The organism is Loktanella sp. SALINAS62 (genome assembly GCF_018263905.1).
Lineage (GTDB): Bacteria > Pseudomonadota > Alphaproteobacteria > Rhodobacterales > Rhodobacteraceae > Loktanella.
In genome coordinates this window covers 219,909-234,509 of the sequence record NZ_JAAFZU010000055.1, presented here as the reverse complement: position 1 = coordinate 234,509, position 14,601 = coordinate 219,909, and the positions used below count along the sequence as shown (strand labels likewise).

The following is a 14,601-nucleotide window of genomic DNA, read 5'->3' as shown; positions in this document are numbered from 1 at the left end:
CCGGAAAATATGCAGTGGTATACCGACCTGATGCACGTAATTGTGATCCCGCCGTGGGTGTTTACCCTGACCGCGTTTCACTGGTATCAGGTGCAACTTCGACGGGGGATGATGCATGACGAAGACCGTTTTGATCTGTGACTGCCTTGGCAGCCAGCGTGTTGACGGCACGCTGTTGGATGCCGCGGCGGGGGTGTCGTGTTCAGCCTGTCACACCAGCCTGTGCGACACCCAGATCGACATCGCAGAGCGTGCGATGGCGGGTGGCGATCTGGTGATTGCCTGCCAGCAGGAAGCGCCGCGCTTTCGCGAACTGGCCGCCGATATTGGTGCGTCTGAGCCGATGTTCGTGGACCTGCGTGACCGGGCCGGATGGACCGCTGACGACGCGGCCCCGGCCAAACAGGCAGCGTTGCTTGCAGAGGGGGTGCAGACGCCGCCGGCCACCCGGACATTTGATGTGGAAAGCGCAGGCACCTGCCTGATCCTTGGCACGTCAGAGGTGGCGGTCCGTGTCGCGGCAGACCTTGCGCCGATCCTTGGTGTGACCCTGCTGATGCCCGACGGCTGGGACGTCGATCTGCATACCGGATACGACACGGTTACCGGGACATTAACGCAGGCCACCGGATCGCTGGGACGGTTCGAGACGCGGTTCGACAACCTGCGTCAGACGATCCCGGGCGGACGTGGGCCTGTTGCGATGACGGCAGCGCAGGACGGGGCGCGGTCCGGCTGCGATATCATTCTTGATTTGCGCGGCGAGGGGGCCCTTTTCGCCGCCGATACCAAACGTGACGGCTATCTGCGCGCCGATCCCGGCAGCCAGCCAGCCGTCGCATCGGTGGTGCTGGCTGCGTCGCAGATGGTCGGCACATTCGAAAAACCGTTCTACGTGCGGATGGAACCATCGCTGTGCGCCCATAGCCGGGCCGAACAGGTCGCCTGCACCAATTGTCTGGATCTGTGTCCCACGGGGGCAATCACGCCGGACGGCGATCATGTGACCGTCGATCCCGCGATCTGTGCGGGCTGCGGCGCCTGTTCGGCGGTCTGCCCGTCGGGGGCGATCAGTTTCGATGCACCCGCACCCGACGACACGTTCCGGCGGCTGAACACACTGGCGTCCACATACCGCAAGGCGGGCGGCACCGCACCACGCCTGCTGGTCCATGACGCGGACCACGGCACCCAGATGATTGGTCTGGCCGCACGGTTCGGGCGCGGTCTGCCTGCGGATGTGATCCCGTTGCAGGTCGCGGCACTGGCGGCATTCGGCCATGCAGAATCGTTGGCCGCCCTTGGCGCGGGCTTTGCGGATGTGGCGATCCTGCTGTCGCCCAAAACCGAACGGCCCGCACCGATTGCCGAAACCGCGCTGGCCAATGCCATTGCGGGCCGCGATGCGGTGCGTTTGCTGGATCTGGCTGATCCCGATGCGCTGTCGGATGCCCTGTTTGACACTGTGCCCGGTCCGGTTGTGGCGACGCCAGCGTTGCAGATGGGCCGCCGTCGTCAGGTCGCACGTTTGGCCGCCCGGACGCTGAACCCCGACGTCGATGTGATCCCGCTGCCCGCAGGCGCGCCGTATGGGGCCGTGCTGGTGGATACCGACGCCTGCACGCTTTGTCTGGCCTGCGTGTCGCTGTGCCCATCGGGCGCATTGGGCGACAATGCCGACCGCCCGCAACTGCGGTTCCAGGAAGACGCCTGCCTGCAATGCGGGTTATGCGCGGGTGTCTGCCCCGAGGACGCGATCACCCTGAAACCACAGCTTGACCTGACAGAAGCCGCGCTGACACAGACCGTTGTGAACGAAGAAGAACCCTTTGCCTGCGTCTCCTGCGGCAGCCTGTTCGGCGTCAAATCCACGATCGAGGCGGTCACGGCCAAACTGGCGGGGCACGCCATGTTCCCGAACCCTGACGCGCTGCGGATGATCCAGATGTGCGACGATTGCCGGGTCAACGCGCAATATCACAGCGAAGGCAACCCGCTGTCGGGTGGCGACAGGCCCAAGCCGCGCACCAGCGACGACTATTTTTCGAAACGCAAGGACCACTAGGAGAAGACGATGAGTGACGATAATTTCAATATGTCGATGCGTAAGTTCCTCAAGCAGGTCGGCGTGACCAGCCAGCAGGCCATCGAAGAGGCGATGCGCGGCGCCGATACCGCTGGCAAGACCTTTGACGCAAAGGTCGTGCTGACCATCGACGGGCTGGACGTGGAACATGTCGTCACCGGAAAGATCGAAGGCCAGCAATGACCGCGACCCGCGATGATGTCCTGCGCGTTCTGGGCGGGATCACCGACCCCGTTACCGGCGGTCCGCTGAATGCATCCGGCGCGGTCAAGGCGCTGACCGTGGACGGCGGCACCGTGCGTTTCGTGCTTGAAATCGCAGCCAGCCGCGCGGCGGAGTTCGAATCCGTCAAGACGCAGGCCGAAACGGGAATAAAGGCGCTCGATGGTGTCGATACAGTCAGCGTCGTGCTGACCGCCCATTCCAGCCCTGCTGCCCCGCCGGATCTGAAATCGCAGCGGTCCGAACCCAAAGGCCCGCAAAAGATCCCCGGTATCGACCGCATCATCGCCATTGCGTCGGGCAAGGGTGGGGTGGGCAAATCCACCGTGACCGCAAACCTTGCCTGTGCGCTGGCGGCCGAAGGGCGGCGCGTCGGTCTGCTGGATGCCGATGTCTATGGTCCCAGCCAGCCGCGGATGTTGGGCGTGTCGGGCCGTCCGGCCAGCCCCGATGGCAAGACGATCCTGCCGCTGCGGAATTTCGGCGTGACGATGATGTCCATTGGCTTGATGACGAACGAAGATCAGGCGGTCGTCTGGCGTGGCCCGATGCTGATGGGCGCACTGCAGCAGATGATGAATCAGGTGCAATGGGGCGCGCTGGATGTGCTGCTGGTGGACCTGCCGCCCGGCACCGGCGACGTGCAGATGACGCTGGCGCAAAAGGCGCAGGTTGACGGCGCGATCATCGTCAGCACCCCGCAGGACATCGCGTTGCTGGATGCCCGCAAGGGGATCGACATGTTCAACCAGTTGAATGTGCCGATCATCGGGATGATCGAAAACATGTCGACGCACATCTGTTCCAACTGTGGCCACGAAGAACACGTCTTTGGCCACGGCGGGGTCAAGGCAGAGGCTGCGAAACTGGGTGTGCCGCTCTTGGCAGAGGTGCCGCTGCATATGTCGATCCGCAAGGCGTCTGACGGGGGCGCGCCCATCGTAGTGTCCGATCCCGAATCCCCGCAGGCCGGTGCATTCCGTGACGTGGCGCGTGCGCTGATTGCAGATGGCCGCGCCTGATGCCTGACTTTCCGCCGCTGTTTCGTGGGCTGGACTGCACTGGCCACGATCCAGTCACGGCGGCGGTCGCCGCCGGGCGGGCAGGCGATGATCCGGGGCTTGTGACCTATGATCTGGCTGCGGATCAGTTGCGCGCAGCGATCCTGTTTGCCCCGGAAATGCCGATCGACCGCGCTGCGATCATGCTGCCCTTGTGTGCTGTCGGGTTTCAAAACGCGCTGGGCGTCATTGGGCCGCCTGTTCTTGCGATCCATCTGGGATGGAACGGCACGATCTGGGTCAATGGCGGGCGCTGCGGCGGGTTGAGCATGCACGCGCCATCCGGTGACGGTGTGCCCGACTGGCTGGTGATCGGCCTGCGGGTGGCGTTATGGCCGCGCGACGGCGAAGGCGGCGACACGCCGGACGAAACAGCGCTGTACGCCGAAGGCTGCGCCGATGTAGCGGCCCCCGATCTGCTGGAAGCCTGGGTGCGGCATAGCCTGTCATGGCTCGACACATGGGATCATCACGGCGTGGTCGACCTGCACCGCGATTGGACAGGGTTGGCACATGGGATGAACGAGCCCGTCACCTTTGCGGGGCGTAGCGGCACATTTGTCGGCATGGACGAAAACTTTGGCGCCTTGCTGAAAGAGGCGGACACGACAGCGCTTGTGCCACTGACGGCACTCAGAAAGGACACCCCATGAAACTGGCCCGTGCCATCCATTTCGACGACAGCGATACGCGCGTTTTCCATAATCCCGCCCGCACGGGCGAATGGTGCATTTCCGGCGGGTTCGAGTTTTCGAACTGGAGCGAGGGCGATCTGGTCGGCAAGGCCCGTCAGGCATTTTCAAACGGCTGGTTCGGGTTGGAAACCTTTGGCCGGACCAGTTTTGTCGCCGTCACATCAATTCAGGGGTCTGAAATCGACGCCCTGACCGATGCATTGGCGTCGCATTTCGTGACAATCTACGGCGCCCCCGATCTGGACAGCGCCCGCCCCGTCGCCGCCGAAGAGATCCGACAGATGATCGACCTGTGCGACGATCACGACCCCAACACGCTGTTGACCGTGGCCCGCGAATTGACCGATGCAGGCGTGCGCGAAGGATATCGCGCGATCCCGCCGCAGGATGCAGGGCTGGAACAATTCGCGATTCACGTCACAGAAGACTGACGCACCGCCGGGTGAATTTTCACAGACGCGGAATGTCGAAATGTGGTGGCGCAAGCTCGAAGCCATCGTATTGAAAGCCGGGCGCGCAGATGCAGGTGCAAAGCGTCCAGTTGCCGGTGCTGCGGGCCGATTGCCATTCATAGGGCGCCAGCGCCACCTGTGGAATATGGCCCGATGCTAGGTCCGGTCCCATGACCATATCCTCTGCCGGGCCTGCATCGGTGGTGGATCGGGACAGGATCAGCGGCGATCCGGCGTGAAACAGCCAGACTTCCGGCGTATCGACACGGTGCCAATGGCTTTTTTCGCCCGCCGCCAGCAGAAAATAGATCGCTGTGATATTGGCACGCTCGCCGCCGCCGTGGGACCACGTTTCACGGAACCAACCGCCTTCGCGGTGTGGTGACAGGTCAAGATAGCTGATCAGTTGCGCCGTGCTCATATGCATCAGTCGCTCTGGCGATCCTTCCATTGCCTGCTCTCTTTCGTTTGCATTGATACATTCTGACGGCACTCGCCCTCTGGGTGCATGTTTAATGCGCAGGATAACCCTACGTAAAGCGCCGCGGCAACTGACTTTGCGTCAACACAGTAAACCTTGCGCGTTGATTTCCGGTGATTTTTGCCGCAGCGCCGTGGATGCTGTCCAAGCGTGCTTTCTTTGGCGTATCATAGCCACCGACAAAAACAGACTGAAAAATCAGTTCCGTTTGGAACCTGGGCGTGTCTGTCATCGGCCGCCCGCATCACCGGGCAGAACAGACGATCCGACGCTGATGAAAAAACTGACCGCTGCAATCGGCCCTGGCCTGATTGGAACGGTGGCGTTCGTTTTGCATGTGGAAATGAACAATGGGGGGATGCCTGCCGCCGACCGGAGTTGTCCCAGAGATGTCGAAAACAGCAACGTTTACTGGATGAGGAGGGACGACGCGCTGATCATGATGTCGGCAAAACGGCCCCGACCGCGCGGTCGTCATTGTGGGTTGGCAAAGGCCCAAAGCACATGCTTTGGGCCTTTTACCGATCAGGTTTTCAGGATCGAGCGCCCGGCGTAGATCGCTGTATCCCCCAGAATCTCTTCGATCCGGATCAACTGGTTATATTTTGCCAGACGGTCCGACCGCGATAGCGATCCGGTCTTGATCTGGCCGCAGTTGGTGGCGACGGCAAGGTCGGCAATGGTCGCGTCTTCTGTTTCGCCCGACCGATGCGACATGACGTTGGTGAATCGCGCGCGATGCGCCATATCCACGGCTTGCAGCGTTTCGGTCAGCGTGCCGATCTGGTTGACCTTGACCAGCATGGAATTGGCGCTGCCCCTTGCGATGCCTTCTGCCAGACGTTTGGGGTTGGTCACGAACAGGTCGTCACCGACCAGCTGGATGCGGTCGCCGATCCGGTCTGTCAGGGCTTTCCAGCCGTCCCAGTCGTCTTCGGACATGCCGTCTTCGATGCTGATGATCGGATAGTCACCGACAAGCTGTTCCAGATAATCGACGTTCTGTACGGATGTCAGCGATTTGCCTTCGCCCTTCATCTCATACTTGCCATCGCGGTAATATTCGGTGGACGCACAATCGAGCGCGAGAAAGATTTCCTCGCCCGGCTTGAAGCCCGCCTTTTCAATGGATTTCAGAATGAAATCCAATGCTTCGCGGGTGGATGACAGGCCAGGTGCAAAACCGCCTTCGTCACCGATCCCGGTGTTGTGGCCTGCAGCGGACAGTTCTTTTTTCAGCGTGTGGAATACTTCGGCACCCATGCGCACGGCTTCGCGGATGTTGTCCGCGGCGACCGGCATGATCATGAATTCCTGAATGTCGATCGGGTTGTCGGCGTGTTCGCCGCCGTTGATGATGTTCATCATCGGGACGGGCAGGGTGCGCGCGGACGTGCCACCGATATAGCGAAACAGCGGTTGCGTGGTGAAATCGGCTGCGGCCTTGGCCACGGCGAGGGACACGCCCAGAATGGCGTTTGCACCCAGACGGCTCTTGTTATCGGTGCCGTCCAGTTCGATCATCGTCATATCGATGCCGACCTGATCTGTCGCGTCGAAATCCAGCAGCTCGTCCGCGATTTCGCCGTTCACGGCAGCGACGGCTTCCAGTACGCCCTTGCCCATGTAGCGGCTTTTGTCGCCGTCCCGGCGTTCGTGGGCTTCGTGGATGCCTGTCGACGCGCCCGACGGGACGGCGGCCCGGCCCATGGTGCCATCTTCAAGGGTGACATCGACCTCGATGGTGGGGTTGCCCCGGCTGTCAAGGATTTCGCGGGCGTGGATGTCGATGATGCTGCTCATGATGGCTCCTGCTGGTGATGTTAGCGTTACCGGCGTCATACCAATGGCGGTTGCCGAAGGAAAGTGCGACGCCTTTGCGCTTCTCTCAGCAGGGTGTAAAGCCCAGAACCCACCACGATGGCCGACCCGGTCAGAACCCAGATATCAGGCCGTTCACCGAACACCAACGTGCCGATGACCAGCGCAAAGATCAGCCGCGAATACCGGAACGGCGATACATAGGACACGTCCCCGATCCGGGTCGCGGCGACAATGGTATAATAGGCGATGACCCCCGTGATGACGGTCAGGGCAACCAGCGCAATGGCTGACCCATGCGGCACCGACAGCGTCTGGTCGGTCAGGGCCAGCACGATCATGCCCGTGGGCACAATCACGGCAAAGGCATATGTCGACAATTGCATGCTGCTGACAGTGGCCGGCACGCCGCGCGTTGCCAGATCGCGCCCGGCCAGAAACACCGCCGCCTGCAATGCGAACAGTGACGCGGGCTGGAAATCGTCCATGCCGGGGCGGATAATCAACAAAACGCCGCTGAACCCCACCAGAATGGCGACCCAACGGCGCCAGCCCACGGTTTCGCCCAGAAACAATGCAGCACCCGCCGTCACGAACAGCGGAATTGCCTGCAGGATCGCACTGGCGGATGAAATCGGGGTCAATGCGATGGCCGTGACAAAACCGGCGGTGCCCAGCACCTCGCAGGCGTTACGCAGCAGGACCATGGGATGCAGCAGATCGCCCGACAGCAGCCTGTCGCCGCGCCGCAGGCTGAGTGCGCCGAACATCAACGCACCGCCCAGACCCAGAAAGATAAGGATCGCACCGACTGACAGCGAACCGGCCAGCAGCTTGATGAACATATCTTCGATGGCAAAGCCAAGCATCGCCAGCACCATCAGGATGCCACCGCGTAGATTGTTCATGGGGGACTCCGTTGGTGTCTGCCCCTGATTACGCCCGCCCGTCGCCGGTTGCCACCCCTGCGACGCGGTTAAGATGTCTTGTCATTGATCGGCACACCATAAAGTTCCAGCCTGTGCCCCTGCAAACGATAGCCCAGCCGTTTGGCGATCTTGTCCTGCAAAGCCTCAATCTCGGGATCGACAAATTCGATGACCTTGCCGGTCGTCATGTCGATCAGATGGTCGTGGTGCGCGCCATCCGCATGTTCATACCGTGCGCGGCCGTCACCGAAATCGTGTTTTTCCAAAATGCCTTCGGTTTCGAACAGCTTGACGGTGCGATAGACGGTCGCCAGTGAAATGCGGCCATCTACAGTTGTGGCGCGGCGGTGCAATTCCTCGACGTCGGGATGATCGCTGGATGCGTCCAGCACCTGCGCGATGATGCGCCGTGGACCTGTCATCCGCAGGCCAGCGGCGGCGGCGCGGGCGTGTATCGTCTGGTGCATCGGCCTTCCCCTCGACATGGTGCGTGCGGTTGTAGACAATTTTTTGCCGACGAACCATTGCTGCATTACCTTTGCAATTGGCATGCGGTCATCGAATGTGCCAGCCTGCAGTCCAACTGCTGAACCAAAAAGGGGGATAAGTCATGAGCCTGATGAAAACACTGGCCCGCGTGGCGATCGGCGTCGCTGTCGCCAAGGGCGCGTCGTCCATGGCACGCAGCGCGCGCAAGGGCAAATCCGGAACGATGCTGGACGATCTGCTGTCAGGTCAAAAAGGGAAAACCGGTGCATCGGGTGGCGGTCTGGGCGGCCTGTTGGACAGCCTGCAGGGGACCAAGACACGCGGGACGCGTCAGGCTGGCAGCTCTGGTGGGCTGGCGGACATCTTGGGCAACCTGACCGGGTCCGGCAGCGTCCGTGGTGGCGGTCTGGGCGGTTTGGCCGGAGCAGGCGGACTGGGCGGATTGCTGGGCGGTCTGGCTGGCACGGCTGCGGGGGGCAGCAGCGGCGGCGGTTTTGGTCGCACGCTGAATTCCCAGTTTGAAGACACGCCAGAACCCGCCGTCGATCCCAGCCCCGCCGAAGAAGGTCTGGCCGCGATCATGCTGCTGGCAATGGTGCAGGCTGCAAAAGCGGACGGCACGATGGATGCGGATGAACAAGGCCGCATCATGGACCATCTGGACGATGCGACGCCCGAAGAACGCGCCTTTGTCGAACAGGCGATGACCCGCGATATTCCGGTGGCTGATCTGGCCGCGATGGTGCCGCAGGGCGCAGAGGCACAGGTCTACGCAATGGCACTGGCGGCCATCGATCTGGACCACATGAAAGAAGCGGAATTCCTGCGCGATCTGGCGGACCATCTGGAACTGGAAACCGAAACGGTGAACGATATCCACGACCGGATGGGCGCGCCAAAGCTGTTCAACTAGAACCAGCGCAGCCAGCGCATGATCAGTGCGGATACCGCGCCGACCGCGACCATGCCGATGCACAAGATTGCAAAGGCGTTGTCGTGGTCGATCCCCGGCATCCCACCGACGTTGACCCCGAACAGCCCGGTCAGAAATCCCAGCGGCAGGAAAATCGCTGCCACGATCGACAGCCGGTAGCCATTGCGTTCCAGCCGGGTGGCGGCGACCGCGTCCAGATGATCGGCCATCGCGTCCAGCCGGTCATGAACCTCTGACAGCTCTTCCAGCGCCCAACGGCAGCGGCTGGCGGTATCGCGCATGCGTGCGCGCAGATCGTCCGCGATCAGGCCAGTGTCCGACAGCGCCAGTTGTTGCAGGGTATCGGCCAGCGGTGACACGTGGCGGCGCAGCTTGATGATCTCGCGCCGCAGGGGGGCCAGATCGGTCAGCGGCTGGCGGTTTTCCTCGTAGACGGAATCCTCCATGTCGTCGGCCAGATCCTCGCGGTCGAATGCGATCTGTTCGACGCGCGCGACCAGACCTTCGGTCAGGCGGGCCAGCATGTGATCGGGGCTGTGCGGGGCGTCACCCTGTTCGATACGCGCGCGCAAGGCGTCCACTGCAAAAACGCGCTGACGGCGCACGGTGACGATCAGACGGTCGCTAATCCAGATCCGAAGCGACACCATGTCGGCGTCTTCTTCGTCTTCGTTCAGGTTCACACCGCGCAGCGTGACCGATAGCCCGTTTTCACCCTGATCCATGCGCGGTCGCGTCTTGTCCGCCAGCAAGGTGCGCCGGGCCAGCGGGGGCAGGTGCTGGGTGGACCAGTCAGCCAATGCCCTGTCCGACAGATCCAGATGTAGCCAGCGATAGGACACCCCGTCGGGGGGCGCCACGCCAAGATCGGCACAGGGTCGTGCGCTGCCGTCGGCCCGGATATCGTAGCCGCACAATGGCACCAGCGTCGGTGTTTCAGTAGACAACGCGTCCCTCCATGATGTGACAGGCCTGACCTGCGATGCGCACACCATTTGCATCGGACTGCGCGCGTATGACCGACGGGCGCCCCATATCGTCGCCCTGATGGATCGTCAGATCCTGATCGGTGCCGGTGACGTCGCGCAGCAGCGCTGCGAGTGCCGCGGCGGCGCTGCCGGTGGCGGGGTCTTCGGGGATGTTGTCCAGTGGCGCAAACATGCGCGCATGCACCGTTGATCCGTCCCGGACATAGGCCAGCGTGGCGAAATCAAGACCGGCAGGATACAGGTCGCGCGCCTGTCGCATTGCGGCGATGTCCGGCTGACAACGGCTAAGCGTAGCGCGGTCGGCCAGTTGCACGATGGTAAACGCCAGACCCACACCCGCCTGCAGGGGGACGTGAACGGTCGTGTCGATGCCATCCGCCGTGATGCCCAGCGCCCGCGCCACCAGATCGGGCGCGGGTGTGGCAGTCCGGTTCAACGGCACGGTGGTAACAAAGGCTGCGCTGTTGCCCGTCACCTCGCACGGGATCGGACCTGCGCCGGTTTCCAGTGTCATGTCGGGCGGAAAGCCCAATTTGCACAACGCGACAGCGGTGCCGATGATGGGATGCCCGGCAAAGGGAATTTCCATTGTCGGGGTAAAGATCCGCAGCTTTGCCGTATGCCGCAGATCGTCGGGTGGATAGACGAATACCACCTCGGAAAAATTGAATTCGGACGCAAGGGTTTGCAGCTCGTGGTCCTTGATCGCTTCGCCGTCGGGGAATACGGCCAGCTGATTGCCGCCAAAGGGCGTATCGGTAAACACGTCATAGACGACATATGCGGTCATGGTCCGGCTCCGTTTTGTCAGGGATGGTGTGCGCCATCCGGTCGGTTTGAAATGTCATAAATGAGATGTTTCCGCCAGCCGTGCCGCATGGTCAGTGAAACGGCAGCCTGATCCATGTGCCGCCCAAACGCAGCGCCTGCGCGCCACACCCCAGTTTGAATCTGGCCAGACCGGGGCTGTTGATCGTATCCAGCGTGCCCAGATCCAGTTGCAGCACGCCGCAGGCGCGCAGCGCGTCAGCGGCATGCAACAGCAAGGCGTGATGCGCGCTGTGTCGCCGCCCGGCGGTGTCCGACCAGCCGATCTGATAGGTGGCCGTGGTCCCGTGCAGCAGCATCAGCATCGCGGCGACCGGGACCGCCCCGATGTGGGCGGTGAACAACTGCGCCAAGCCGGGATTGCTGGTGGCATAGGCTGTCACCACCGCCGCTGGCAAATTGCGGTAGCCCCGTGCGCGCGCCATCGCGCGGTCGACGTCGAATAACCAGTTGTGGCTGTCTGCGCGCAGCGCGGCTTGCCGGATCACCAGCCCCGACCGTTGTGCCTGCCGTGCTGCATTGCGCCACTTGCCCCGCGTCTGAACCAGTTGCGCATCGCGGTCGGAACACAGCGGCAGGATGGCGACCGTCGCCGGTGTCATGACCTGCCGAAAACCTGCGGCATGGCACATCGGTTCGGTTCCGCCATTGGCGTTCAGCACATGCAGCCTTAGCGCTTTCAGGGCTGCGATACGTTGGCCTGTGCTGGTGTGCGGGTCAAACACCGGGCCGCGCGACGCAAACCGTACGCTGACAGGACCAACGCGCCGTTGGATCACGGCGACCTGCCCCGCGTCATCCAGCGGAACGATGCGCGCATCGCGCCCCAGCGCGCGCAGGGTGCGCATCATCTGCGGTGATTGCATCAGGGCAAGGGGCGGCGCGGCGATGTTCATCGCGGGCATTAGGACCTTTGAAACCTAATGGCCGCTTAATGGCTGCATCCAACAAGGGGGGGATATGCAAAAACCCGTTCTATCAGTCGTTGCACGGCCCGCGCGGCCCACCGTTCTAGGGGCCGCGCTGATGGCCGTGCTTGTGTGCCTGCCGCTGCTGGCGCTTTGGTCGCTGGTCTAGCGCAAGCGCACCAGCGCGTGACGCTTTTTGCCTGCGCTCAGCTTGATTGGCGTGGCCAGTGCGTCGGCTGTGATCATCAGGCCCGCGTCGGTCAGGGGGGCGTCGTTCAGGCGTGCGCCGCTTTCGGTGATCAGACGCTTGGCTTCCTTGCCGGACCCGGCCAGACCGCTGCGCACGATCAGTTGCACGATGGACATGCCGTCGCCCAGTTCTGCCGCCGTCAGATCAAGGGTCGGCAGATCGTCACCGACGCCGCCTTGTTCAAACACCTCGCGCGCGGTGGCTTCTGCCGCTTCTGCCGCAGCGCGACCGTGCAGCAGGGCCGTGACCTCATTGGCAAGGATGATCTTGGCCTGGTTGATGTCCGACCCCTGCAACGCACCCAGACGGTCGCATTCGTCCACGGGCAGTTCGGTAAAGATCTTAAGGAACTTGGCCGTGTCCGCATCCGTGGTGTTGCGCCAGAATTGCCAAAAGCCGTAAGGCGCCAGCATGTCGCCGTTCAGCCAGATCGCGCCCCCCTGGCTTTTGCCCATCTTGCGCCCGTCGCTGGTGGTCAGCAGCGGGGTGGTCAGGCCAAAGATTTCCGTATCCGCCACGCGGCGGGTCAGGTCGATCCCGTTGATGATGTTGCCCCACTGGTCCGATCCGCCCATCTGCAACAAACAGCCATAGCGGCGGTTCAGTTCCAGAAAGTCGTAGGCCTGCAAAATCATGTAGTTGAATTCCAGAAACGACAGCGATTGTTCGCGGTCCAGCCGGGATTTTACCGATTCAAATGCCAGCATCCGGTTGACGCTGAAATGCCGTCCGATGTCGCGCAGAAATTCCAGATAGTTCAGCTGGTCCAGCCATTCGGCATTGTTCAGCATAATCGCGTCGGTCGCCCGATCGCCATAAGACAGGTATTTGGCGAACACCTGTCCCATACCGTCGATATTGGCCTGAATCTGTTCCGGTCCCAGCAGGGGCCGTTCATCGCTGCGGAACGATGGATCGCCCACCTTTGTCGTGCCGCCGCCCATCAGGGTGATCGGCTTGTGCCCGGTCTTTTGCAGCCAGCGCAGCACCATGATGTTCATCAGATGGCCGACATGCAGGGATGCGGCCGTCGCGTCATAACCGATATAGGCGGGCACGACCCCGTTGCTCAGTGCATCGTCAAGGCCCTGATAATCGGTGCAATCGGCCAAAAAGCCGCGTTCCATCATCACCGCGATGAAATCCGATTTGGGGTGGTAGGTCATATCTTGTTCCCTTGGCCATGAATTGGCATCAATAGCGGCGAGCTTGGCCAAGGGAAAGACCATGAAGATCAAAGGACCGGTGCGCGCACTGGGGGCCATGTCTGGGACATCGCTGGACGGGATCGACGCCGCGGTGCTGGTCACCGACGGCGTGACGATCACGTCCTTTGGCGATTGTGACTACCGCGAATATTCATCGCGCGAACGCGCCGTTCTCAAGGCGGCGCTGGGCCGCTGGCCGGGCGATGATCTGGATGCCGCAGCACATGTCGTGGCCAAAGGACACGACGTGTTGCTGTCGGGGTTCGACGAAATCGACCTGATCGGATTCCACGGACAGACGCTGGCGCATGATCCCGGCGGTCGCGGCACGCATCAGTTGGGGGATGGGGCCGCCCTTGCCGATGCGCTGGGCGTGCCAGTCGTCTGGGATTTTCGCACCGCCGATGTCCGGCTGGGTGGGCAGGGCGCGCCGCTTGCGCCGTTTTATCATTTTGCGCTGGCCAAATGGATGAATGCGACCGCGCCGTTGGCGTTTCTCAATCTGGGCGGGGTGGGCAACCTGACATGGATCGACCCGACACGGACCCGGCCAGAGGATGATGGCGCATTGCTGGCCTTTGACACCGGACCCGCGAATGCGCTGCTGGATGATGCGATGATGACCCGCACCGGACGCACGCGTGACGAAGGCGGGACGTTGGCTGCCCGTGGACAGATTGACGACGCCATTGTCGGTGCGTTTCTGGAACATCCCTATTTCTTCAAGATACCGCCGAAATCACTGGACCGGGATACCTTTGCCGGACTGGCGCAGGCGGTGCGCCCGCTGGCCGATGCGGACGCAGCCGCAACATTGACGGCCGCCACAGCGCTAAGCGTGGCCGAAGGGTTGCAGCATTGTCCCAGCCCCCCCGCCACGATCTGGGTCTGCGGTGGGGGGCGTCACAATCCGACGATGATGCAGATGATCGACGCAGCCACCGGCGCACGGGTCCGCCCGGTCGAAGACGCGGGCCTCAACGGCGATATGCTGGAAGCGCAGGCCTTTGCCTATTTGGCGGTGCGGGTCGCACGCGGCTTGCCGACGTCCTGCGCGGGCACCACCGGCGTGCGTGCGGCGGTGTCGGGTGGCACGGTATCGACACCGGATCGCGCATCCTGACGGGCCATCGGCAAGTATCCGCGCTTTCACGATCATATGACGCGATGGCAGGGGGCATTATCTATCTTTTGGACGGACCCGAACCTATGTCTTGCGCGTTAAACAGGCAAATGTGCTCAAAAGGA

At 62.3% G+C, this 14,601-nt stretch carries 16 protein-coding genes; 8 read left to right on the top strand and 8 right to left on the bottom strand.

Going from position 1 to position 14,601, the window contains the following annotated elements; genetic code table 11:
• Positions 1-115: 115 nt before the first annotated feature.
• The 5 genes from GZH79_RS15655 to GZH79_RS15635 are packed head-to-tail and all read left to right on the top strand — an operon-like array spanning position 116 to position 4,495.
• A complete protein-coding gene (locus tag GZH79_RS15655) occupies positions 116-2,065 on the top strand; it encodes a 4Fe-4S binding protein (RefSeq protein WP_211644694.1) in 1,950 nt (649 codons plus the stop codon).
• Between the two features lie 9 nt (positions 2,066-2,074).
• On the top strand, positions 2,075-2,269 hold the full coding sequence (locus tag GZH79_RS15650) for a DUF6494 family protein (RefSeq protein ID WP_211644693.1): 195 nt from the start codon (positions 2,075-2,077) through the stop codon (positions 2,267-2,269).
• Positions 2,266-3,330: an iron-sulfur cluster carrier protein ApbC gene (apbC, locus tag GZH79_RS15645; RefSeq protein ID WP_211644692.1), complete on the top strand. Its 1,065-nt coding sequence runs from the start codon at positions 2,266-2,268 to the stop codon at positions 3,328-3,330. The genes GZH79_RS15650 and apbC overlap by 4 nt, the downstream gene beginning before the upstream one ends.
• Entirely contained in the window at positions 3,330-4,022 is a 693-nt protein-coding gene (locus GZH79_RS15640; protein WP_211644691.1) for a biotin/lipoate--protein ligase family protein, read from the top strand. The genes apbC and GZH79_RS15640 overlap by 1 nt, the downstream gene beginning before the upstream one ends.
• Positions 4,019-4,495 carry a DUF6505 family protein gene (locus GZH79_RS15635; RefSeq protein ID WP_211644690.1) on the top strand — a complete coding sequence of 159 codons (477 nt, stop codon included), beginning with the start codon at positions 4,019-4,021 and terminating at the stop codon, positions 4,493-4,495. The genes GZH79_RS15640 and GZH79_RS15635 overlap by 4 nt, the downstream gene beginning before the upstream one ends.
• Positions 4,496-4,514: 19 nt before the next feature.
• Here the strand turns inward: GZH79_RS15635 and GZH79_RS15630 are convergent, their stop codons facing one another.
• Positions 4,515-4,967, bottom strand: coding sequence for a cupin domain-containing protein (locus tag GZH79_RS15630; protein WP_249219233.1), 453 nt, complete (start codon positions 4,965-4,967; stop codon positions 4,515-4,517).
• A 304-nt stretch (positions 4,968-5,271) separates the two neighbouring features.
• On the opposite strand from GZH79_RS15630, the gene GZH79_RS15625 reads away from it, so the two are divergent.
• Positions 5,272-5,553, top strand: coding sequence for a hypothetical protein (locus tag GZH79_RS15625; protein WP_211644689.1), 282 nt, complete (start codon positions 5,272-5,274; stop codon positions 5,551-5,553).
• On the opposite strand, the gene eno is transcribed toward GZH79_RS15625, so the two are convergent.
• The 3 genes from eno to GZH79_RS15610 form a co-directional block, all read right to left on the bottom strand.
• Positions 5,523-6,800 (bottom strand): phosphopyruvate hydratase, encoded by a 1,278-nt coding sequence (gene eno / locus GZH79_RS15620; protein ID WP_211644688.1) that lies wholly within the window; start codon positions 6,798-6,800, stop codon positions 5,523-5,525. The genes GZH79_RS15625 and eno overlap by 31 nt on opposite strands.
• A gap of 35 nt (positions 6,801-6,835) precedes the next feature.
• Positions 6,836-7,726 carry a DMT family transporter gene (locus tag GZH79_RS15615; protein ID WP_211644687.1) on the bottom strand — a complete coding sequence of 297 codons (891 nt, stop codon included), beginning with the start codon at positions 7,724-7,726 and terminating at the stop codon, positions 6,836-6,838.
• Positions 7,727-7,794: 68 nt separating this feature from the next.
• Positions 7,795-8,214, bottom strand: a complete 420-nt coding sequence (locus GZH79_RS15610) for a Fur family transcriptional regulator (protein ID WP_211644686.1) — start codon at positions 8,212-8,214, stop codon at positions 7,795-7,797.
• A 143-nt stretch (positions 8,215-8,357) separates the two neighbouring features.
• Here GZH79_RS15610 and GZH79_RS15605 point away from each other — a divergent pair, with 143 nt between their 5' ends.
• On the top strand, positions 8,358-9,149 hold the full coding sequence (locus GZH79_RS15605; RefSeq protein ID WP_211644685.1) for a DUF533 domain-containing protein: 792 nt from the start codon (positions 8,358-8,360) through the stop codon (positions 9,147-9,149).
• Here the strand turns inward: GZH79_RS15605 and GZH79_RS15600 are convergent.
• The 4 genes from GZH79_RS15600 to tyrS all read right to left on the bottom strand — a co-directional run bounded on the left by GZH79_RS15600 (position 9,146) and on the right by tyrS (position 13,311).
• Positions 9,146-10,117, bottom strand: a complete 972-nt coding sequence (locus GZH79_RS15600) for a CorA family divalent cation transporter (protein ID WP_211644684.1) — start codon at positions 10,115-10,117, stop codon at positions 9,146-9,148. The two genes, GZH79_RS15605 and GZH79_RS15600, sit on opposite strands and share 4 nt — an antisense overlap.
• Positions 10,107-10,949 carry a PhzF family phenazine biosynthesis protein gene (locus GZH79_RS15595; protein ID WP_211644683.1) on the bottom strand — a complete coding sequence of 281 codons (843 nt, stop codon included), beginning with the start codon at positions 10,947-10,949 and terminating at the stop codon, positions 10,107-10,109. Before GZH79_RS15595 ends, GZH79_RS15600 begins: the two co-directional genes overlap by 11 nt.
• 91 nt (positions 10,950-11,040) lie before the next feature.
• Complete coding sequence (locus GZH79_RS15590; protein WP_211644682.1) at positions 11,041-11,892, bottom strand: GNAT family N-acetyltransferase; 852 nt, start codon at positions 11,890-11,892, stop codon at positions 11,041-11,043.
• A 168-nt stretch (positions 11,893-12,060) separates the two neighbouring features.
• On the bottom strand, positions 12,061-13,311 hold the full coding sequence (tyrS, locus tag GZH79_RS15585; protein ID WP_211644681.1) for a tyrosine--tRNA ligase: 1,251 nt from the start codon (positions 13,309-13,311) through the stop codon (positions 12,061-12,063).
• A 61-nt stretch (positions 13,312-13,372) separates the two neighbouring features.
• Here tyrS and GZH79_RS15580 point away from each other — a divergent pair, with 61 nt between their 5' ends.
• Complete coding sequence (locus GZH79_RS15580; RefSeq protein WP_211644680.1) at positions 13,373-14,476, top strand: anhydro-N-acetylmuramic acid kinase; 1,104 nt, start codon at positions 13,373-13,375, stop codon at positions 14,474-14,476.
• The last annotated feature ends 125 nt before the right edge of the window (positions 14,477-14,601 follow it).